This window comes from Jannaschia aquimarina (assembly GCF_000877395.1).
GTDB lineage: Bacteria > Pseudomonadota > Alphaproteobacteria > Rhodobacterales > Rhodobacteraceae > Jannaschia > Jannaschia aquimarina.
The window spans coordinates 1-20,225 of sequence record NZ_JYFE01000074.1; the positions used below are offsets into that span (position 1 = coordinate 1).

At 68.8% G+C, this 20,225-nt stretch carries 23 protein-coding genes; 9 read left to right on the forward strand and 14 right to left on the reverse strand.

Annotated features, from left to right (window positions below):
• The 5 genes from jaqu_RS18280 to jaqu_RS22270 all read left to right on the forward strand — a co-directional run.
• On the forward strand, positions 1 to 720 hold a 720-nt coding region (locus jaqu_RS18280), incomplete at its 5' end, for an SPOR domain-containing protein (protein ID WP_161793903.1).
• Between the two features lie 3 nt (positions 721 to 723).
• Positions 724 to 1,713, forward strand: coding sequence for a glycoside hydrolase family 3 N-terminal domain-containing protein (locus jaqu_RS18285; RefSeq protein ID WP_043920461.1), 990 nt, complete (start codon positions 724 to 726; stop codon positions 1,711 to 1,713).
• An 8-nt stretch (positions 1,714 to 1,721) separates the two neighbouring features.
• Positions 1,722 to 2,513, forward strand: coding sequence for a segregation and condensation protein A (locus jaqu_RS18290; RefSeq protein ID WP_043920462.1), 792 nt, complete (start codon positions 1,722 to 1,724; stop codon positions 2,511 to 2,513).
• On the forward strand, positions 2,510 to 3,145 hold the full coding sequence (gene scpB, locus jaqu_RS18295; RefSeq protein WP_043920463.1) for an SMC-Scp complex subunit ScpB: 636 nt from the start codon (positions 2,510 to 2,512) through the stop codon (positions 3,143 to 3,145). The genes jaqu_RS18290 and scpB overlap by 4 nt, the downstream gene beginning before the upstream one ends.
• Before the next feature lie 78 nt (positions 3,146 to 3,223).
• A complete protein-coding gene (locus jaqu_RS22270) occupies positions 3,224 to 3,346 on the forward strand; it encodes a hypothetical protein (protein WP_269079002.1) in 123 nt (40 codons plus the stop codon).
• 13 nt (positions 3,347 to 3,359) lie between these two features.
• Here jaqu_RS22270 and modC read toward each other — a convergent pair whose 3' ends face one another.
• Genes modC through jaqu_RS18320 form a run of 5 tightly spaced genes read right to left on the reverse strand, consistent with a single transcriptional unit; the run spans position 3,360 to position 6,867 of the window.
• Positions 3,360 to 4,397: a molybdenum ABC transporter ATP-binding protein gene (gene modC / locus jaqu_RS18300; RefSeq protein WP_043920464.1), complete on the reverse strand. Its 1,038-nt coding sequence runs from the start codon at positions 4,395 to 4,397 to the stop codon at positions 3,360 to 3,362.
• Entirely contained in the window at positions 4,394 to 5,080 is a 687-nt protein-coding gene (gene modB / locus jaqu_RS18305; protein WP_043920465.1) for a molybdate ABC transporter permease subunit, read from the reverse strand. Before modB ends, modC begins: the two co-directional genes overlap by 4 nt.
• Positions 5,077 to 5,805: a molybdate ABC transporter substrate-binding protein gene (modA, locus tag jaqu_RS18310; RefSeq protein WP_043920466.1), complete on the reverse strand. Its 729-nt coding sequence runs from the start codon at positions 5,803 to 5,805 to the stop codon at positions 5,077 to 5,079. Before modA ends, modB begins: the two co-directional genes overlap by 4 nt.
• On the reverse strand, positions 5,783 to 6,406 hold the full coding sequence (locus tag jaqu_RS18315) for an SDR family NAD(P)-dependent oxidoreductase (RefSeq protein ID WP_043920467.1): 624 nt from the start codon (positions 6,404 to 6,406) through the stop codon (positions 5,783 to 5,785). Before jaqu_RS18315 ends, modA begins: the two co-directional genes overlap by 23 nt.
• Positions 6,406 to 6,867, reverse strand: a complete 462-nt coding sequence (locus jaqu_RS18320) for a DUF1178 family protein (RefSeq protein WP_043920468.1) — start codon at positions 6,865 to 6,867, stop codon at positions 6,406 to 6,408. Before jaqu_RS18320 ends, jaqu_RS18315 begins: the two co-directional genes overlap by 1 nt.
• Positions 6,868 to 6,967: 100 nt before the next feature.
• Here jaqu_RS18320 and jaqu_RS18325 point away from each other — a divergent pair, with 100 nt between their 5' ends.
• On the forward strand, positions 6,968 to 7,468 hold the full coding sequence (locus jaqu_RS18325) for a glutathione peroxidase (protein ID WP_043920469.1): 501 nt from the start codon (positions 6,968 to 6,970) through the stop codon (positions 7,466 to 7,468).
• Complete coding sequence (locus jaqu_RS18330; RefSeq protein WP_043920470.1) at positions 7,465 to 8,604, forward strand: arginase family protein; 1,140 nt, start codon at positions 7,465 to 7,467, stop codon at positions 8,602 to 8,604. Before jaqu_RS18325 ends, jaqu_RS18330 begins: the two co-directional genes overlap by 4 nt.
• A gap of 14 nt (positions 8,605 to 8,618) precedes the next feature.
• Here the strand turns inward: jaqu_RS18330 and jaqu_RS18335 are convergent, their stop codons facing one another.
• The 9 genes from jaqu_RS18335 to jaqu_RS18370 form a co-directional block, all read right to left on the reverse strand.
• Entirely contained in the window at positions 8,619 to 9,167 is a 549-nt protein-coding gene (locus tag jaqu_RS18335; protein WP_043920471.1) for an RSP_2648 family PIN domain-containing protein, read from the reverse strand.
• Positions 9,167 to 10,345 carry an RSP_2647 family RNA methyltransferase gene (locus jaqu_RS18340; protein WP_043920472.1) on the reverse strand — a complete coding sequence of 393 codons (1,179 nt, stop codon included), beginning with the start codon at positions 10,343 to 10,345 and terminating at the stop codon, positions 9,167 to 9,169. Before jaqu_RS18340 ends, jaqu_RS18335 begins: the two co-directional genes overlap by 1 nt.
• A 39-nt stretch (positions 10,346 to 10,384) precedes the next feature.
• Entirely contained in the window at positions 10,385 to 10,522 is a 138-nt protein-coding gene (locus tag jaqu_RS21770; protein ID WP_161793904.1) for an RSP_7527 family protein, read from the reverse strand.
• A 158-nt stretch (positions 10,523 to 10,680) separates the two neighbouring features.
• Entirely contained in the window at positions 10,681 to 11,439 is a 759-nt protein-coding gene (locus jaqu_RS18345; RefSeq protein ID WP_043920473.1) for an HpcH/HpaI aldolase family protein, read from the reverse strand.
• 234 nt (positions 11,440 to 11,673) lie between these two features.
• Positions 11,674 to 12,825, reverse strand: coding sequence for a FliM/FliN family flagellar motor switch protein (locus jaqu_RS18350; protein ID WP_043920474.1), 1,152 nt, complete (start codon positions 12,823 to 12,825; stop codon positions 11,674 to 11,676).
• 61 nt (positions 12,826 to 12,886) lie between these two features.
• Complete coding sequence (locus jaqu_RS18355) at positions 12,887 to 15,547, reverse strand: ATP-binding protein (protein WP_043920475.1); 2,661 nt, start codon at positions 15,545 to 15,547, stop codon at positions 12,887 to 12,889.
• Positions 15,544 to 15,771, reverse strand: coding sequence for a hypothetical protein (locus tag jaqu_RS18360; RefSeq protein WP_043920476.1), 228 nt, complete (start codon positions 15,769 to 15,771; stop codon positions 15,544 to 15,546). The genes jaqu_RS18355 and jaqu_RS18360 overlap by 4 nt, the downstream gene beginning before the upstream one ends.
• Positions 15,768 to 16,145, reverse strand: coding sequence for a response regulator transcription factor (locus jaqu_RS18365; RefSeq protein WP_043920477.1), 378 nt, complete (start codon positions 16,143 to 16,145; stop codon positions 15,768 to 15,770). Before jaqu_RS18365 ends, jaqu_RS18360 begins: the two co-directional genes overlap by 4 nt.
• 33 nt (positions 16,146 to 16,178) lie before the next feature.
• The gene (locus tag jaqu_RS18370; RefSeq protein WP_043920478.1) at positions 16,179 to 17,411 is read right to left on the reverse strand and encodes an XRE family transcriptional regulator; all 1,233 of its coding nucleotides are present in this window, start codon (positions 17,409 to 17,411) and stop codon (positions 16,179 to 16,181) included.
• A gap of 248 nt (positions 17,412 to 17,659) precedes the next feature.
• Between jaqu_RS18370 and jaqu_RS18375 the strand changes: the two genes are divergently transcribed.
• Together jaqu_RS18375 and jaqu_RS18380 are read left to right on the forward strand one after the other, a co-directional pair.
• Positions 17,660 to 19,027 carry a substrate-binding protein gene (locus jaqu_RS18375; protein WP_043920479.1) on the forward strand — a complete coding sequence of 456 codons (1,368 nt, stop codon included), beginning with the start codon at positions 17,660 to 17,662 and terminating at the stop codon, positions 19,025 to 19,027.
• Positions 19,028 to 19,129: 102 nt separating this feature from the next.
• The gene (locus tag jaqu_RS18380) at positions 19,130 to 20,161 is read left to right on the forward strand and encodes a branched-chain amino acid ABC transporter permease (protein ID WP_043920480.1); all 1,032 of its coding nucleotides are present in this window, start codon (positions 19,130 to 19,132) and stop codon (positions 20,159 to 20,161) included.
• Positions 20,162 to 20,225 lie beyond the last annotated feature (64 nt).

A 20,225-nucleotide genomic window follows, 5' to 3' on the forward strand; every position in this document is an offset into this window, starting at 1 on the left:
GAGCAGATCACGCTCGCCCCGCCCGCCCCCACGCTGGACGGGCCCTCGATGGCGCAGCGGGCCGAAGCGCTCGCCGAGCAGGACGAGGCCCCGTTCGACGTCGCCGAAGACGAGCCGGAGGTGGAATTCATCGAACTCGCCGACGTGCATCTGACGCTGGCCGAGGACGATCTGACCGCGGAAGATGCGGCGCAGACCGAGAGCAACGCAGCCGATGCCAATCCTGGACCGCGCTTCCTGACGGCGCCCGAGGCGCAGGGCGAGATGATCGAGACGCTGGTCTCCGAAGCCGTGGCCGAGGCGCGCCCGCTGGAGCCGGGCCTGAGCCGCTCCATGCGCCCGCGTACACGCCCGGCCGTCCTGCGCGACATCGCTCAGGCCGCCTCGCCGCTTGCCGCCCCCGAAGTCGAGGGAACGCGCGTGGCCGCCCTGCCGACGGCGTCGGACGCCGATCCCGCGCAACTCGTTCCCGGCACGCGCGTCGTGCAACTGGGTGCGTTCGACAGCGAGGCCATCGCCCGCGCGGAATGGGAGCGGATGCAATCCCGCCACGGCGACTACCTCTCCGGCAAGTCCCGCCTGATCCAGCGCGCCACCTCTGGCGGACGCGACTTCTGGCGCCTGCGCGTCGTCGGCTTTGCAGACGGGTCGGATACCCAGCGCTTTTGCGCTGCGATGATCGCGCAGGACCAGCCCTGCATCCCGGTCACGATCCGGTAGGAGATGGCCGCCGCCGGTGCCTTCATCCTCGGCTGCGAAGGGCCGGATCTGTCCCCGCGCGAGGCCGCGTTCTTTAAGGACGCGGATCCGTGGGGGTTCATCCTCTTCGCGCGCAACGTGGACACGCCGGATCGCCTGCGCGCGCTCTGCGCCGCTTTGCGCGAGAGCGTTGGCCGTGACGCGCCGATCCTGATCGATCAGGAGGGCGGCCGGGTCCAACGCCTCGGCCCGCCCTTCTGGACGCAATACATGCCGCCGCTCGATCAGATGGAGCGGGCGACCGACCCCGAACGGACGATGTTCCTGCGCGCCAGCCTCATCGCGCGCGAATTGCGGGACGTGGGCATCGACGTCAATTGCACGCCGACGGCCGATATCGCGACCGACGCGACCCACCCCTTCCTGCTGAACCGCCTCTACGGGCGCGACCCGGAGACGGTCATCGCGCGCGCCCGCGCCAATGCCGAAGGGTGCTTCGACGGAGGCGTCCTGCCGGTGGTCAAGCACATCCCCGGTCATGGCCGGGCCGCCAGCGACAGCCACCTGACGCTGCCGCGCGTGGACACGCCGCTCGATACCCTGCGCACGACCGACTTCGCGGTGTTCCGGGCGCTGAACGACCTGCCGCTCGGCATGTCGGCGCATGTCGTCTACGAGCAGATCGACGACGCGCCGGGCACCATTTCCAAGCCCGTGATCCGCAAGGTGCGCGAGACCATCGGCTGGGACGGTCTGCTGATGACGGACGACATCTCGATGGGCGCATTGGGCGGCGAGATGGGCCCCCGATGCGCCGCCGCGCTTGAGGCAGGCTGCGACGTGATCCTGCATTGCAACGCCGACTGGGACGAAATGCAGGCCGTCGCGACGATCTGCCCCGTGCTGGCCGGGGACGCCCTGTCTCGTGCCGATGCCGCGCTGGCGCGACGGACCGAGCCCACCGAGATTGACATCGAGGCCGCTCGCGCGGAATTTGCCGCCCTGACCGGGTGAGGGCAGGCATGGACAGCCAGGACGACGCGTTTGAAGAGGGCCCGGCCCGCGACGAGGTGGCCGACCGGCTGGCCGCCGAGGCGCTGATCGTGGATGTCGACGGCTTCGAGGGACCGCTCGACCTGCTCTTGACGATGGCGCGGACGCAGAAGGTGGATCTGGCGAAGATCAGCGTTCTGGCACTGGCCCGCCAATACCTCGCCTTCGTCGAGAAGGCGCGCGAGCTTCGGATCGAGCTGGCCGCCGACTACCTTGTCATGGCGGCCTGGCTGGCCTTCCTGAAGTCTCGTTTGCTATTGCCGCCCGATCCGACCGAAGAGGTTTCGGCCGAGGACCTGGCTGCCCATCTGGCCTTTCAGCTCGAACGGCTGGAGGCCATGCGCAAGTCCGCGGCCCGTTTGATGGCCCGCGATCAGCTTGGCCGGGACGTCTTTGCGCGGGGCGAGCCGCAGGTGCAGGGGCGTGTGCGCCGTGTGACCTACACGGCGACGCTGCTGGACCTGATGCAGGGTTACGCCCGCCTGCGCACCAAGGACGAGTTCCGCCCCTTCGTCATGGATCGCGAAGGCGTGCTGACGATGGAGGAGGCGCTGGAGCGCCTGCGCCCGCTCATCGGCCATACCGGCGACTGGACGGACCTGCGGGCCTTCCTGCCCGACGGATGGGAGGAAGATCCGAAGCGCCGCCGCTCCGCCACCGCCGCGACCTTCGCGGCGACGCTGGAACTGGCCAAGCACGGAAAGCTCGAACTGCGCCAGTCCGACACCTTCGCCCCAATCCAGATCCGGCGGCGCGCATGAGCGACGACAGCCTTTTCGAGGCCCCCCCGCTCGCCGAGCAGGAGCGGATGGTCGAAGCGCTGCTGTTCGCCAGCGCGGCGCCGCTGACCGTTGGCGAGCTTCAGGCCCGCCTGCCCCATGGCTGCGACGCCCGGCCCGCGCTGGAAAACCTCGCGAAACGCTATCAGGGGCGCGGCGTGGAGTTGCGCAAGCTGGGCGAAGCCTGGGCCTTCCGCACCTCGTCGGATCTGGCCCATCTGATGACGCGCGAGACGGTCGAGACGCGCAAGCTGAGCCGGGCTGCGGTCGAGACGCTGGCGATCGTCGCCTACCACCAGCCCGTCACCCGCGCCGAGATCGAAGAGATTAGAGGCGTCTCGTTGTCGAAGGGGACCATCGAGCAGTTGATGGAACTCGACTGGATTCGTCTGGGCAAGCGCCGCATGACGCCGGGCCGTCCCGTCACTTTCGTCGTCACCGGCGCGTTCATGGACCATTTCGGTCTGGAATCCGTGCGCGACCTGCCCGGTCTGAAGGAATTGCGCGCCGCCGGTCTGCTGGAGGCGACGCCGCCGCCCGACATGCTGTCCGAACCGGAGGCGGACGAGGCGCAGGACGACATGTTCACTCCGCCCCCGCCGGACGAGGATTGATGTCTTTTCCCGAGCTCTTTCCAAGCCTCTTTCCAGATTGGCCAGGCGTCCCCACATGAAACGCGAAGGAGATCGACGATGCTCAGGATGATCGGACGGATGTTGCTCTGGAAGGGCGCCGCGCGGATGTTCGGCGGCAAGGCGACGCGAAATGCGCGCATGGTGAACCGGGTGCTTCAGATGGCGAGGCGCATGCGCTGAGGGGCGGCGCGCCCTAGCCGACATTCGCGCGCGACACGCCCGTCGCCTTCACCACCACCCAGACCTCCCGTCCGGGGGCCAGATCCAACGCCTGTGCCGAGACCCGCGTCACGCGCGCCAGAAGACGCGCCGTACCAGCCCGCAGACCAAGCATGACGCCCGGGCCTTCCCCTTCGTGGAGAACTTCGATCCTTGCGGGCAGAATGTTCAAGGCCGACAGGCCCGTCGGCTTCTCAACGGCCACGATCACGTCCGAGGCGGGCAGACGGATACGGACGCGGGACCCGACGGTCACGTCCGTTGCGGGCAAGCGCAGCAGGCCGGCTTCGGTTTCCACCTCGCACAGCCCACCGGAACTGGCGCCGACCCGACCGGTCAGCACCGCTCCGGCGGCGTTCGGCCCAAGGACCGTCGCGGATGTCGGGTCGCCCAGCACCTCGGAGAGCGGGCCGGCCCGCTCTACCCGGCCGTTCCGCAGCAGGACAAGCGTATCGGCCAGCCGCGCCACCTCTTCGATGGCGTGAGAAATGTAGAGCACGGGCAGCCCGGTCTCGCGGAGCCGTTCCAGATGCGGCAGAAGTTGCGCCTTCAGCCGGTGGTCCAGAGCGGCCAGCGGTTCGTCCAGAATCAACAGGCGGGGACCCCGCAATAGCGCGCGCCCGATCGCGACACGGGCTGCCTCCCCTCCCGAAAGGGCGCGGGGCCGCCGGGGCAACAGGGTCTCGATTTCCAGCAGGCGCGCGACCTCTGTAGGATCCGTTCCCGGCTGCGCGCCCAGCAACAGGTTCGCTCGCACGTCCATGTGCGGCATCAGCCGAGGTTCCTGAAAGACATAGCCGATCTGCCTTCGGTCGGGCGGCAGGGCGTCGATCCGCTCTCCGTCCAGGCGGACCGGACCGCCGCCGCGCTCAAGCCCGGCGACCAGCCGCGCGACAGTGGTCTTGCCCGCGCCGGACGGGCCGAAAAGCGCCGTCACGCCCGGACCGGCTTCGAAGGCCACCCGCAGCGCGAAATCCGGCCGGTCCAGAGACAGATCGACGGACAGGCTCATCGCAGGCGCGCCGCCAATCGCCGGGCCACCACGTCGGACAGGATCACCGCCGACAGCGATACCGCCACGGCCAGGGCGACAAGGCCCACCACCTGCCCCTCGCCGCCGGGCACCTGGAGAAACGCATAGATCGCCGCCGGCAGCGTCCGCGTCTCGCCCGGGATCGACGCGGCGAAGGTGATCGTCGCCCCGAACTCTCCGAACGCCTTCGCAAAGCCCAGCGTCACCCCCGCCAGAATACCGGGCGCGATCAGAGGCAGCGTCACGCGCCGCCAGATCGCAAGCCGCGACAACCCGAGCGTCGCCGCAGCCTCTTCCAACCCGGGGTCCACCGCTTCCAGCGCCAGCCGCATCGGACGGACCATTAGGGGGAACGCCATGACCCCGGCCGCGAGCGCCGCGCCCGTCCAGCGGAACGCCAGCGGCAGGCCCGCCGCCTCGAAGACCGCGCCCAACGGCGCCGAGGGCGCGAAAACCAGGAGCAGCGCATACCCCGTCACCACCGGAGGCAGGACCAGGGGCAGATGGACCACCGCGTCCAGCGCGCCCCGTCCCGGGAACCGGCCCCGCGCCAGAAGATGCGCGGTCAGCAGCGCAAGGGGGAAGGCGACGGCCACCGCCACGGCCGAGACGCGAAGCGACAGGCGTACCGCCTCCCAGGCTTCGGGCGGCAGGTCGATCATACGGCCTGAAATCCGTGGGCCGTCAGCGCCGGAGAGGCCGCCAGCGCATCCAGGAAGGTCGCAGCCTTTGCCGGCGCATCGCGGGTGACCGCTCCGGGATAGATGATCGGGGCGTGGGACGAGGGCGGAAAGGCCGCCATCACCGCAATCCCCGGCGCGGTCGCGTCCGATGCATAGACGATCCCGGCCGCGACGTCCCCGCGCGCGACATAGGCTAGGGCGGCGCGTACGTTCTCGGCCAGGATCATGCGGGGTTGCAGCGCCGTCCAGAGGCCCAGTGTCTCCAGTGCCCGCTGAGCATAGCGCCCCGCCGGCACCGACATCGGATCGCCCATCGCCACCCGCCCCCCCGGGCCGAGCCTCTCGATCAGATCCGGCGCGTGCAATCGCACAGGGCCCGAGCCCTCGGACCCGGCCAGAACCAGCGCGTTGCGGGCCACCGGTCGGATCGCCGTAACCGTCCCGGTGCCGCTCAGCCAGTCCATCCAGTCCGTCGCCGCCAGGATCACGGCGTCGCAGGGGGCGCCTGCAGCCACTTGCCGGGCGATCGTTCCGCTGCCGGCATAAGTCAGGCGTGCACCGCTCGCGACCTCGTCGAGGACCGGCTTCAGGGATGCCGCCGCAAAGACGCGCAACGGCTCTGCCGCCCTTACGAGACCGGGCACCGCCAGCGCGGACAGGCCAGCCAGAACGGCTCGCCGATCAGAACGGAACCGGCTGGCCATCCCATGTCTCGAAACAGCCCGACGACGCGGGCGACAGCGCCTCGAACCTGTCCCAAAGGCCTCGGGCGCTCTGTTCCACAGAGACGTCGGCGGCGCTGCCGCCCATGTCGGTCCGCACCCATCCGGGATGATAGGCACCCACCGCAATGCCGCGCGGCGCAAGTGCGGCCGCAAGGTTCCGCGCCACGTTGACCGCTGCCGCCTTGGAGGCACGGTAGGCGAAGGCGTTGCCGGATGCGCGGTCCTGCGACCCCATGGCCGAGGCGATGATGGCGATGCGCCCGCCCTTGGAAAGGTTCGCAAGCTGCGCCTGCACCGTCTGTATGACGCCGGTCACGTTGACGGCGAAGGTCTCGGTCAACATCTCGATGCTCAGATCTTCGAGCTCCACCCCCTTGTCGAGATAGACGCCCGCGTTGCAGATCAGCAGATCAATCGCTCCGACCTGCGCCGCAATGCGCGCCTGGGCTGACGCATCGGTCACATCGAGCGCAAGCTCTCCGTCCCGCGCGGTGCCGAGCACGTCGTGACCCCGCGCACGCCCCTCGTCCAGAAGACCCGCGCCGATCCCGCGCGAGGCGCCAGTCACGAGCGCGCGCATCAGTTGGACTTCGACTTCGGACGGAACGGCAGGGGGGCGACCGGCACGCCGTCCTCGATCAAGGCCCTGGCCTCGGTCGCGTTCGCCTCGCCCCAGATCGGGCGGTCGGGCTTTTCACCTTCGTGGATCGCGCGCGCCTCCTTGGCGAAGGCGCCGCCCACATAGGTCGCGGTCTTTTCGACCTTTTCGCGCAGGGCGGCGATGGCCGCCTCGGCGGGGTTTGAGGGCGCGGCGCCCGGATTCGACAATGGCCGCGCGGGAGGCGTCGCGTCGGAGGGCGCGTCGGACCGCGCGTCATTCGCCGCGACCTTGGGTGCCATCAGGGCCTTCCGCACATCCGAGCCGCCACAGATCGTACAGGACAGATGACCCGACGCGGCGAGCGTGTCGTAAGCCTCCGCTGACTGAAACCACGACTCGAAATCGTGGCCTTCCGCGCATTTCAGGGCGTAGCGGATCATGCACCGTCCTCTGGTCGAAACATCCATAACTTAGGCATCCTGCCGCCCCGCGCAACAGCGTCGCATTGCCCTTGGCCCCGCGCCCCCTACCCTTTGCGCCATGCGAACAGCCATCCTCGTTTTCCTTCTCGCCAGTCCCGCCGTCGCGTTCGAATTCGAAGCGATCGAAGGCGGGACCATCGACTTCGACGCCCTGCCGGGCCCGGTTCTGGTGGTGAACACAGCCTCGCGCTGCGGGTTCACGGACCAATATGCAGGCCTGCAGGAATTGCATGAGCGATACGCCGACCGCGGCCTGACCGTCCTTGCCGTGCCATCGGACGCCTTCCGGCAGGAGCTGGACAGCGACGCCGCCGTCGCCGAATTCTGCGAGGTGAATTACGGACTTACGATTCCGATGACAACGATCACCGACGTCACCGGCGCGGACGCGCACCCGTTCTACCGGTGGCTTGCGGACACCCACGGTGTGCAACCACGCTGGAACTTCAACAAGGCCCTGATCTCCACGGACGGAGAGCTTGTCCGCTTCGACGGGGCGGGAACGCGCCCTCTTGCGCCGCCGCTGGTTGCCGCGATCGAGGATGCCCTGGCGCGGTGACGCCGCTCTTTCTCGGCCATGACATCTATCGCGGCTCGTCGTATGGCGAGTGGCACCCGCTGAGGGTGCCCCGCGTCCCGACCGTCACCGATCTGGCCCGCGCGCTCGGCTGGCTGCCCGCAGACCGGTTCGTGCGCAGTCCGCGGGCGAAACCGGCAGCTTTGTCCGCATGGCATACGCCCGCCTATATCGACGCCTTGATGCGGACCGAGAGCACCCAGACGTCCGACGGCGCCACGCGAACGCGCCACGGCCTTGGCACGCCTGCCTGTCCCGTCTTTCCCGAAATGTACCGGCGCCCGGCCACCGGGGCCGGCGGAAGCCTTCTGGCCGGCGAGTTGCTGCGAAACGGAGGCGTGATCCACCATCCGGGCGGCGGCACCCATCACGGGATGCCCGACCGCGCCAGCGGGTTCTGCTATCTCAACGACCCTGTCTTCGCGATCCTGTCGCTGCGCCGAAACGGGGCGCAACGGATCGCCTATGTGGATATCGACGCCCATCATGCCGACGGCGTGGAGCATGCCTTCACCTCGGACCCCGACACGCTGCTGATCTCGGTCCACGAGGAGGGCCGCTGGCCCCGCACCGGCGCGCTGGAGGATCAAGGCATAGGTCAGACCATCAACCTGCCCGTGCCCAAAGGCCTGCACGATGGTGAGATGGACATGATCCGCGAGCGGCTGATCCTGCCGCTCATAGAACGGATGGCGCCGGACGCGATCGTGCTGCAATGCGGCTCGGATGCCATCGAAGAGGATCCGCTCTCCGGCCTGTCCCTGACGAACGCCTCGCATCGCGCGCTTGTCCGGGCATGCAAGCCCCTCTCGCCCCGACTGCTCGTCCTGGGCGGCGGCGGATACAATCCCTGGTCGGTCGGCCGCTGCTGGACGCTTATCTGGGGCGAGCTGACAGGACAGGACGTTCCGGAGCGCCTGCCCCCCGAAGCCGAAGCGGTGTTGCGCGCGCTGCGGTGGACGCGGGCGTCCCGGGGCCGGAACCCGCCGGATCATTGGTTCGAGACACTGGCCGATGCACCGCGCCGCGGGCAGGTCCGGCCGGCTATCCTGCACAGGATTGATGCGCTGATGACGCGCGACGGCCTGCACGTCCCGGGCGCGCGGTTTGCTCACTGACGGGGACCCGCGGGTCAGCCCATCTTGCCGTCCAGCGCCTTTCCGAGACGCGGCAGACGGGCGCGGCGCATCATCTGGCGCATCGCCATCTGCTGTCCCATCTTCTGCGCCCGATCGTGGACCCGACCGGCGACCCGCTCCGCCGCCGCGGCATCGGCAAGCCAGAGATCCATCAGGAAGCCGTCCGGGTCACGCAGCGCGATTCCCGTTTCCTCCATCTCGGGCCGCGGGAAATCCCGGCGGTTGAACGTGACGAGCGCGTCGGCATGCCCGTCCACGGCCGCGGCGAGAACATGGATATCGTTCGGATCCGGAAGCCACAGCCGCGCCTCCGTCCCATCGCGGATGCGGACTTCCGCGCGAGGCCAATTCGCCCTCAGCACCGCGATCTCGCCGCGTGCCTGGGCTTCGGCCCCCTCGCCCAGCTTGGGCGCGGCGCGGGCCCATTCCTCCAGGATCCGCGCGGACCAGAGCGGCTCGAACAGCCCCTCCCCGGCCACACCTATCAGGATCTCCCGCAGAACGGTCGGGAACAGCACGCAGGCATCCAGCAGGACGCGCATCAGAAAAGCCGGAATGTCAGGGCCTTGAGATATCCGCTCTCGCCCAATTGCGGGTGGATCGGATGATCCGGACCCGCGCCGCCGGTTCGCAGGATCTGAGCACCGCGTCCCGCCCGGCCGATCCCCCTGATCGAGGCGGCCCGGAACTTCTCCAGCCCGGCCGCGTGGGAACAGGAGCAGAGCGTCAGATAGCCGCCCGGCGCCACGAGCGCGGCGGCCAGTCGCGCGACCCGTTCATAGGCCCGCAGCCCGTTGGTCAGTGCCGATTTCGACGGCGCGAAGGCAGGCGGATCGGCGATCACGACGTCGAACGTCTCTCCGGCGAGGTCGGCCATCGCGTCGAAGGCATCCGACCGTCGGGTCTCGAACCGGTCCGAGACGCCGCCCACCTCGGCCCCGCGCCGCGCGAGATCCAGCGCGGCGGCGGAACCGTCCACGGCCACCGCGCTTTGCGCGCCCCCGGCCAGAGCGGCGAGCGCGAAGCCCCCGACATGAGAGAAAACGTCCAGAACGCGCGCACCCCGCGACAAGCGCGCGACGAAGGCATGGTTCGGGCGCTGGTCGTAGAAGAGCCCCGTTTTCTGGCCCCCGGTCAGATCGGCGAAGTAGGTCGCGCCGTTCATCTCGACCGGAATCGGGCCGTCCATTTCGCCGACCAGCGTTTCGGACACGTCGTCCAGCCCTTCCGCCGCGCGGGCACGACCCGAGGCGGATTTCACGATCCGGTCGATCCCCAAGTCACGCAGCGCGGTGACGAAATCGTCGATCCGAACCTCCGCCCAGGCGGCATTGGGCTGGATCACGGCGGTATCTCCGAAGCGATCCACGATGACGCCGGGCAGCCCATCCGCCTCGGCATGGGCCAGCCGGTAAAACGGCCGATCGTAGAGCCGGTCCCGCATCACGGCCGCGCGGGCGAGGCGCGCCGATATCCAATCGGCGTCGATCTCCGTTCCCGGCGCATCGAGCACCCGCGCGGGAAGCCGCGACGCCGGCGTCAGGGCGACGGTCGCGAGCGGGGTCCGTTCGGCATCTTCAAGATCGACAATGCTGCCGGCCGGCAGCGCCTTTGTCCTGCGGTCGAGGACAAGCTCGTCTGATCGGATCCAGGGAAAGCCCCAGCGGATCCGGCGAGCATCCGCCTTGGGGCGCAATCGGACGATGGGGCGATCGGTCATGGCGCCGCCCTACCGCGTCGCGGATGCCGGCGCAAAGGCTCAGGCGGTGCGGGTATCGGGCTGCGGAAGCTCGGCACCGCGAAGGCGCGCGACGAGGCGCAGGATCATGTCGCGGAACACCTGCGCACGCAGGGCGCGGGCTTGCATTTCGATCGTCAATTCGTCGTGGTGGGTCATCTGTCTCTCCGTCCTTGGGCGTGCCGCGTGCCGCGTGGCGGTACGCCGCGTTCGGACCGGACCTATGCCGCGGCGCAGCGGAGTACCAATGCCGGCAGCGCGAAGCCGACTTGCAACAGGCGCAAGCTGACGTGGCGGCCAAGGCGCCGCGGCTCGCCTCAGAGATCGCGGATCGCGGAAGCAGCGGCTCGCGCCCCCTGCAGAATCCAGCCGTGCTCGGACGAGACGACGAATGTCGAGAACCCGTGTTTCTTCCACGCATCCGCTTTCGCGGCATCGGGAACCCAGGTGACATAGCCCTTGCCCGCGTCGCGACAGGCGGCGCCGCACCGCGCCATGGCCGCATCCAGGTCGGCATTGTCCATCGACGTGTGGCCATAGGCCACCGAGAGGTCGGCGGGACCGGCGAACAGCGCGTCGATCCCCTCGGTCGCGGCGATGGCCTCGGCCGCCTCGACGCCTGCCGGCTCTTCGATCTGGGCGATGACGACGGTCTCCGTCGCCGACCGTACCAGAAGGTCCGGCATCGTCTGCGAGGTGTAGCCGGCCCAGCGGGTCGAGCCGGCATAGCCGCGTCCGCCCTCACCGAACCGGGCGGCGCGCGCGATGGCTTCGGCCTTGCCGACACTGTCAACATGGGGGACGACGATGCCGGTCGCCCCCAGATCGAGGACGTTCAGGATCTCGGCCGGGGTCCCCGCACCGATCCGGACCAGCGTCGGAAAATCGCGTGCGCGCGCGACGGCCATACACGCATCCAGAGCGGTCCGGTCGAAGGGCGCATGTTCGGCATCGAGCACCACGAAATCGAGGCCAGACAGGATCAGAATTTCCAGCGCCACATGGCTGGGAGTCTTCATGAACGTGCCGACCAGCCTTTCCCCGCTGCGCAGCCTCGATCCGAAATCGTTACTCATGACAGCCCTCCCCATTCGGTTGAGACCGTCGCAGGACGCGGCGCTCAAGGCAACTGCGGGGCGCTCGTGACGTGAACCGGGCAGAGTGGCGGTCCGTAGTCGGAGCGTCATTTCGTCCGTCCTAGGATCGTGCGGAAGGGCGGCGCACGCGCCGTCCGCCGTTCCGAGCCTGATCGTCGCGGGCGCCGGGTTTTGCGCGCCGATCAGGGAAGACGCCTGACAGCCCGCCCCTGATCAGGACGCCAAGTCCGAAAGATCGGGCAGGTCCGGAAGGTCTGGAAGCCCCGGCTCCGCCGGTGCGATCGGCGAGGGGCTTCCCATGCGTGGCGCAGGAACGGGGGGCGTGGTCCGGGTCATCGCGGGACCGGACGAGGCCGGATCGGATGTCTTCGGGCTGACCGGATCGGCAGATCCCGCCTTCGTCCCGGAGGGATCTAGGAGCTTGATCGCCCGTCGGCCTGCCGATTGCCCCAGTTTGCCGGGGACGCCGTGCAGGGCGCAGGCGCGCGGCGAAGGTGTGCTGCCGCCCAGACGTCCGCCGCGCAGGGTCAGGCCACTCACGGCATCCGGCGTCAGCGCGATCGTGTCGCCCACCTTCAGATCGAGCATCTGCGACAAGGGGATGGTGACCGTCGGAAGGACAGCCTCCAGGCGGACGCGGGCGGACAGAAGAACCTCCTGCGGGTCGCTGCGTTTGGCGGGCGTTTTGGTGTCCCGACCCTTTCCAGCGGCCTTGCCCCCATCGGATTTCGGGGCGGGCAGCGCGGATTTCGGCCGGTCCGGCAGCAAGATGTCGAGCGTTGCCTCGCGCGCCCCGTCCACGAAACTCACGGTGAGCCGGGCATGGACGATCACCGGCGCCTCGATCGCACGGGCGACCGGACCGGCGTCGATGTGGAAGGCACCCGCATCCGGCGCGGGGATCGGCGCTGACGGGACGCGCTCGGAGGTCGAGGCGAGCAGGGTCGACACGAAGGGCCGCGCGAGCGTCGCGTCGATCCGGGTCGGAATGCGGGCCGGGCGCGCGACAGCCTCTACCCGCCCGAGGGTCTGCACTTCGACCAGGGCATCGACCAGTTGAGGCGCCAGCGCCACCGCGCCCGCAAGCCCCTCCCCTCGGCCCGACGGCAGCGGCAGGATCAGGGCGCGGTCCGGGATGGCAGCAAAGGCTTCGGCGTGAGGAAGCCGCACCGACCGGACCCCGCCGACCGAGAGTTCGAGCCCCTTGAGTGCCGCGCCAGTCCGCTCCGCCGCGGCGGACAAGGCCTGGGCCAGACCGGGAACGACCTCTTCCTCCGCAGCGGTGCCGTCCGCGTTGCCGCCGGCATCAGGATCGGCAAGGCCGGCCATCCGGCGCAGGATTGATGGAGGGGAATCGGTCGACATAATTCTCGCGCAGGATGGTCGCCTCCTTCTGGCCCAGAAGGGTTAACAAACCCCTGCGACTTCACTCCGCCGCCTGGGCGGAGGCGATGGCACCGGGCAGGCTCACCCGGAAGGCCGCACCGCCCATATCGGCGACGTAGTCGATCTCTCCACCGAGCCGCGCGACGATTTCGCGACAGATCGCAAGGCCGAGGCCCGCCCCGCCGGCGGCTGTATGATCGCCAAGGCGCGCGAACTTCTCGAAGATCACCGCCTGATCGCGCGGCGCGATACCGGAGCCATTGTCGACGACGTCGACCACGAGCGTGTCGCCCTCGGTCTCCGTACGGATCTCCAGCGTCGGCTGATCCGCGTCGCAATACTTCGCGGCATTCGCGATGAGGTTGATGAAGACCTGCGCCAGCCGGTCCGCGTCGGTCACCAGCGCGATCTCTTCGGCGGTGCGGTCGCGGATGATGGCCAGCCTCCGATCCGGCGCGGCTGCGGTCACGGCGCGGTCGAGGACATCGCGCAGAAGAACCCGGCCGAGGCTCAGCTCGATCTGGCCGCTTTCGAGCACGCCCAGATCCAGCAGATCGTCCAGCAGCCGCGTCAGGCGGCGGCTCTCGTCCAGCACGATGCCCGCATAGCGCATCCGCTGCTCTTCGGTCAGACCCTCGGACTGAAGGATCTCCGAGAAGGCGCGGATCGAGGTCATCGGGGTGCGTAACTCGTGGCTCACCTGACCAAGGAAGGCATCCTTCTGGGCGGAAAGCCGGGTGAGCTTGGCATTCGCCTCGCGCAGATCGCGCGCCGTGCGGCCCAGCTCGGCCGATTTCTCTTCCAGCCGCGCGGAATATTCGACGATCTGGGCGGTCTCGTCGGCGACGGCGATCAGGTCGGCGACCGAAACGGTGCCTTCCTTGGTCGCGCCTGCCACCATGGCATGGGCCGTCGCCGCACCGACCGATCCGGCAAGGCGCCGCTCGAGTTCCTCCAGCAGACCGGGGGTCACCTCCGGCGGATGCCCCGCGCGCCCCTGAGAGTCGGCCTCGGCAGCGAAGATCGCGCGCGCCTGGCCGAAGCCGAGGATCCGCTGCGCCATCACCAGGAGGTCGTCCGCATGAGCCTCGGCGCGACGGCGCCGGGAGGCAGCCGTGCGATCCAGAACGTGCACGAACCGCGACGCCTGAACCTGCTCCAGAGCATCGGGGCGGGTGGACAGAGAGACCACACAGAGAATGGCGAGGTTCGCCCCGAGCGACAGAAGCAGTGTCGTGACGAGGGGATCGCTATCGAGGCCAAACATGCCCTGGGGCCGAAGCCAGGCGATGCCGAAGGGCCCCTCGCTCAGGAGGGCGGCGAGGACCGGCCCCTCGAAAACCGGGAGCAGCATCGTCCACGCCCAGATCGCGAAGCCAGCGCCGATGCCGGCGGCCGCCCCCTGCCGCGTCGCCCCTTCCCAGTTCAGGCCGAGAACCACGGCGGGCAGCACCTGCGCCATGCCGACAAAGGAGATCAGCCCGATTGAGGCGAGGGCCGCAGTCCCTCCGGTGGCCTCGTAGTATACCCAACCCAGCGCAAGGACGACGACGATCGCGCCGCGCCGCGCTCGCAGGACGATCTCGCGCACATCCCCCGAGATCGTGGCCCCGCTGCGGTCGTCCTGCCCCGCAAGCCAAAGCGGTATCACGACATGGTTCGACAGCATCGTCGCGAGTGCGACGGCCGCGACGATCACCATGGACGTCGCCGACGAAAAGCCGCCGAGAAAGGCGAGCAGCGCAAGGCCGTCCCATCCCTCCGACAACGGCAGATCCAGCACGTAGAGGTCCGGATTGCCGTCCGGCAGGCGCGCCAGTCCGGTCACCGCGATCGGCACGACGAACAGGCACATCGCGAGGAGATAGGCGGGGAAGGCCCAGGAGGCCGTGGCGAGCCAACGCTCTCCCTCCGGCTCTCCGGTCGTCTCGACCACGAGGACGTGGAACATCCGAGGCAAGCAGATGACAGCCGCCGCGGACGTGAAGATCAGCCCGGCCCACCGGCCCGGACCCGACTGCCAATCGGAGACAGGCGAAGCCGCGATCGCCTCGATGGTCGCGCCGATCCCACCGTTCAGCCCCCAGGTCACGAAGATGCCCACGGCCAGAAGGGCCACCAGCTTCACGACCGCCTCGACCGCGATGGCAGCGACGATGCCTTCGTGGCGCTCTCCGGCATCCAGACGCCGGGTGCCGAACAGGATCGTGAAGAATGCCAGCCCCGCCGCGACGACGAAGGCCGTGACGGCCGCATCCGGTCCGGTGGCCCCGAACGCGCCCAGCGACAGGGTCACGGATTGGAGCTGGAGCGCGATGTAGGGCGTGGTTCCCACGACGGCGACCAGCGTGACGAGCGCGGCCAGCCCGCTCGACTTGCCGTAGCGCGACGAGACGAGGTCAGCGATCGAAGTGATCCGCTCTGCCCGTCCGATGGCCACCAGCTTGCGCAGCAAGAGCCACCAGCCGATCAGGACCAGGGTCGGCCCCAGATAGATCGTCATGAACTCCAGGCCCGAGCGCGCCGCGTAGCCGACCGCGCCATAAAACGTCCAGGCCGTGCAGTAGACCGACAGCGACAGGGTGTAGACAGCCGGCCCGCGGAACAGGCCGCGACCCGCGCGACGCTCTGCCGCGAAGGCGACCGCGAACAGAAAGGCCGCGTAGGCCAGACAGGTCAGGACGAGCAGGTTGCCGGTCATGTCTCGTCGCCGGGCGGTGTCCGGAGGAAGGACCGCGCAACGAGGAATGCGAGGACGACAAGGATGAAAAGCGCGCCGAAGAGATAGAGCAACCATGGCGCCGTCGCCCCCTTACCGGCGGCGCCCGAAAGCAGCAGATCCGGTGCGATCAGAAGGGCGAGGCCGAGAACCGGCAGGAGACGAGCCGCATCCGCGACCCGGCGCGGCGCCTTGGGCGCGCTCATGCGGAGGGGGCGAGCGCGCGCACGGCGTCGAGCAGCTCGGTGTTCGAGAAGGGCTTGGTCATGAAGCGATCCACGCCCAGCGCCTCGGCTCGTTCCCTGTCCTTGGCCTGTCCCTTCGCCGTCAGCATCAGGACAGGCAGGTCCGGCCGCGGCCCGGCCCGGATGCCACCCAGGATGTCGAAGCCCGACCGTCCCGGCAGCATCACGTCCAGGACCACGACGTCCGGCGCGTGTCTCTCGACCGCCGCAACGGCCGTAGCCCCATCGTGGTGCGTCGAGACGTGCCAGCCGTCCCGGCCCAGGATGAACGCCAGGGCCGTGGCGATGTTCGGTTCATCCTCGATCAGCAAGATATGGCGCGGCGCGTCGCTCATTCCCCGTCCTCCCCCGGGTATCATGTCCCCGCTCTAGTCGCCCTGTCCAGCTTGCACGCCCGAAAGGAGGGAGGGTTCACGGCGGGCCGGGCACGTCTGGCGCGGGCAGACCCGGCATCCGGGGCCGACGCCGAGCGGCTCCTCGGCGCCCGACGTCCGCGTGACGAGCATGGTCGCCTCCAGAACGGGATGGCCGCCCGCATGGCCAACCACCTCCGCGGTCGCCGTGGCGTGCCAATTGGCGCCGTCCGGAGTCTGAAGGACGCAATCGACCGGATGCAGGGGCCGACTGAAGGCGGCGTAGACAGGCCAGAGCGGGCAACCTGCACCGATCACCGGCAAGGGAAAGCCCGCAACCGGCCGGCGCAGCGTCAGGGCGCCAGACGCGTCGACAACCACCAGCCCCCGCGCGGGGTCCGTCGCCGCCAGACGGCGCAGGACACGCGACAACGGCTGACCCGATCGGCGGGCGATCTGCGACGGGGTACCGTCGAGCATGGCTATCGGAAGCGCTTGGGCATCGTCCGCCTCGCGGGCAAGACGGGCCTCGGCCAGAGGCCGGGCAGAATGCGGAAGGCCATCGAGGAGCCTCGTACGCGCTTCCCCCTCCGGCGGGTCCCCCCGGACCGGATCGAGCGCTGCGGCGACGGCCTCTGCGGGTGCGGGGGAATCGCCATCGGGCTGGCGGTCGAAATAGGCGACGATCGCCTCGGTCGCTTCGGCGAGGCGACGGCTCTCGCCATCGAGATTGGCGTGGAACCGACCGCGCCAAATCGGCTCCAGATCCGGAGTCTGCGCGAGGATCGCCGTCGTCGACCGGATCGACGCGACGGTAGAAAGGACCTCATGCATGGCATCCGCCAGCGCCGGATCGTGGATCATCCGGTCCGAAAGGGCGGCGATCCGGTCCCGCGCACGCTCCAGGTCGCGCGCCTGCCCGGCGATCAGGCGAGCCCAGCCCGGATGGCGGGCCACGAGATCGGAGGCGTGGGTCACCTCTTCGGCGGACAGACCGGCCGCACCGGCAGCCGCCTCGACCGCCGCCACGAGCGGGCCGTCGGCCTCCTCGGAAAGCGAGTCGCGGGAGACGTCGAGAACGCCGGCGAGCTTGCCCAGGAGCGCGCCGCCGATGGGCCGCTTCCCCCCTTCGATGAGGGCGAGATAGCTGGGCGAGATCCCCGCGGCCTGCGCGACCTCGCGCTGTTTGAGACCGGATGCCAGTCTGCGATCCCGGATCCGGGCTCCTGTCGGTTTTATCCGCGCCACCGATTCTCCTTTTGCGGGCTGGTCTTTGCCGCGCGCGCGAAGGCGGGATCGCCGCATCCGCGCGCAAACCTCTTTACAACGCCTCGCGATGACCTGTCACGCAATTGACAGGAAAACGGCGCGATTGAGGAGATTTGTTGCGCGGTTTACCGGGCGGCTCCCATAAACGAGGAGGCCGCGTCAACGACGCGCGCTTGACCCGCCTTCGTGGGAGTGGGGGTGGGCCAGTAACGCAAGGGAGGGTCTCCATGACCAACAAGAATGTCACGCGCCGCGGCGTGATCCGGACAGGTGCGGCCACGGGGGCTGGACTCGCGCTGCCGACGATCTTTACCGGCGCCGCCTGGAGCCAGGGCTTCACCAACGAACCGACGGGTGACACGGTCACGCTGGGCTTCAACGTGCCCCAGACCGGCCCCTACGCCGACGAGGGTGCCGACGAGCTGCGCGCCTTCCAGCTGGCGGTTGAACATCTCAACGGCGAAGGCGACGGCGGCATGCTGCAGACCTTCTCCGAAAAGAACCTCGACGGCACCGGCATTCTGGGCAAGCGCGTCGAGTTCGTCACCGGCGACACCCAGACCAAGTCCGACGCGGCTCGCGCCTCGGCTCGCTCGATGATCGAAAAGGACGGCGCGGTGATGATCTCCGGCGGCTCGTCTTCGGGCGTGGCCGTGGCGGTGCAGGCGCTCTGCCAGGAGGCGGGCATCATCTTCATGGCCGGTCTGACCCACTCGAACGACACGACGGGCAAGGACCGGAAGGCCAACGGCTTCCGCCATTTCTTCAACAGCTACATGTCGGGCGCCGCGCTCGCGCCGATCCTGGCCGCGCAATATGGCGATAACCGCAAGGCCTATCACCTGACGGCCGACTACAACTGGGGCTACACCACCGAGGAAGCCGTCCGTTCCTCGACCGAGGCTCTCGGCTGGGAGACGGTTGCCGCGGTGAAGACGCCGCTGACGCAGACCGACTTCTCGTCCTATATCGCGCCGGTCCTCGGCTCGGGCGCCGATGTGCTCGTCCTGAACCACTACGGCGGCAACATGGTCAACTCGCTGACCAACGCCGTGCAGTTCGGCCTGCGCCAGCAGGAAGCCAACGGCATGCCCTTCGAGATCGTGGTTCCGCTCTACTCCGAGCTGATGGCACGCGGCGCCGGCGAGAACATCGCCGGGATCCTCGGCTCGCAGAACTGGGACTGGAAGCTCGAGAACCAGCTCGGCGCCAAGTACTCGGGCACGAACGCCTTCGTGCAGTCCTTCGGCGAGAAGTATGGCTTCCCGCCCAGCCAGGCGGCACACACCTGCTACGTGCAGACGCTGCTCTATGCCGACGCCGTCACCCGTGCAGGCAGCTTCCAGCCCTGCGCCGTAGTCGAGGCGCTCGAAGGCTTCGAGTTCGACGGCCTCGGCAACGGCCCGACCCTGTACCGCGCCGAAGATCACCAGTGCTTCAAGGACGTGGTCGTGGTGCGCGGCAAGGAGAACCCCGAGAACGAGTTCGACCTGGTCGAGATCGTCGAGGTCACTCCGGTCGAACAGGTCACCTATGCGCCCGACCACCCGCAATTCGCGGGCGGGGCGCTGGGCACCTGCAACAACGGCGCGTGATCCGCGCGGGCCGGTCCTTCGGGGCCGGCCCGATCCCCTGACAGAAGTCCCGGCCCCGTCGGCCATCCGGCGGCCGCCCCCAGCCCATGGGATGGAGAGACAATGGACGCCATAATCCTTCAAATCCTCAACGGGCTCGATAAGGGCAGCGCCTACGCGCTGATCGCGCTCGGCCTGACCCTGATCTTCGGCACGCTCGGCGTGGTCAACTTCGCCCATGGCGCGCTCTTCATGATCGGCGCCTTCTGCGCGGTTACCCTCAGCAACGTCTTCCAGATCAGCCGCACGGTCATCGACGAGACCCGGACCGACTTCCTCGGCAATCCCCTGAAGGTCGAGATCCCCTACGTCGTCGACTGGTTCGGAGAGAGCGCCGGCGCCGCGATCATCGACTGGGCCGTCCCGCTCGCCATCCTCTTCGCGATCCCGATCATGATCACCGTGGGCTTCATCATGGAACGCGGGCTGATCAAGCATTTCTACAAGCGCCCCCATGCGGACCAGATCCTCGTGACCTTCGGCCTCGCGATCGTGCTGCAGGAGGTCATCAAGTACTTCTACGGCGCCAACCCGATCCCGACCCCCGCGCCGGAGGCGTTCCGCGGGTCGTTCGACTTCGGCACCATGCTGGGCTTCGAGGCCAACCAGATCCTCTATCCCTACTGGCGTCTGGTCTATTTCTTCTTTGCCGCGATCATCATCGCCGGCGTCTTCGCCTTCCTGCAGTTCACGACCTTCGGGATGGTTGTGCGCGCGGGCATGGCCGACCGCGAGACGGTGGGCCTGCTGGGAATCGACATCGACCGGCGCTTCACGATCATGTTCGGCCTCGCCGCCGCCGTCGCCGGTCTGGCGGGCGTGATGTACGTGCCGATCTCTCCGCCGAATTATCACATGGGCATGGACTTCCTCGTCCTCAGCTTCGTCGTGGTCGTCGTTGGCGGCATGGGCTCCCTGCCCGGCGCGGTGCTGGCGGGCTTCCTGCTCGGCATCCTCGAAAGCTTCGCCTCGATGCGCGAGGTGATCGCGTTCATCCCCGGCATCAACCAGGTCATCATCTACCTCGTCGCCGTGGTGATCCTGCTGACCCTCCCCCGTGGCCTGATGGGCCGCAAGGGCGTGATGGAGGACTGAGACAATGACCGATCAAACCATCCAGACCATCTCCCGGGATCCGGCGCCCACGGCGCCCGCCCAC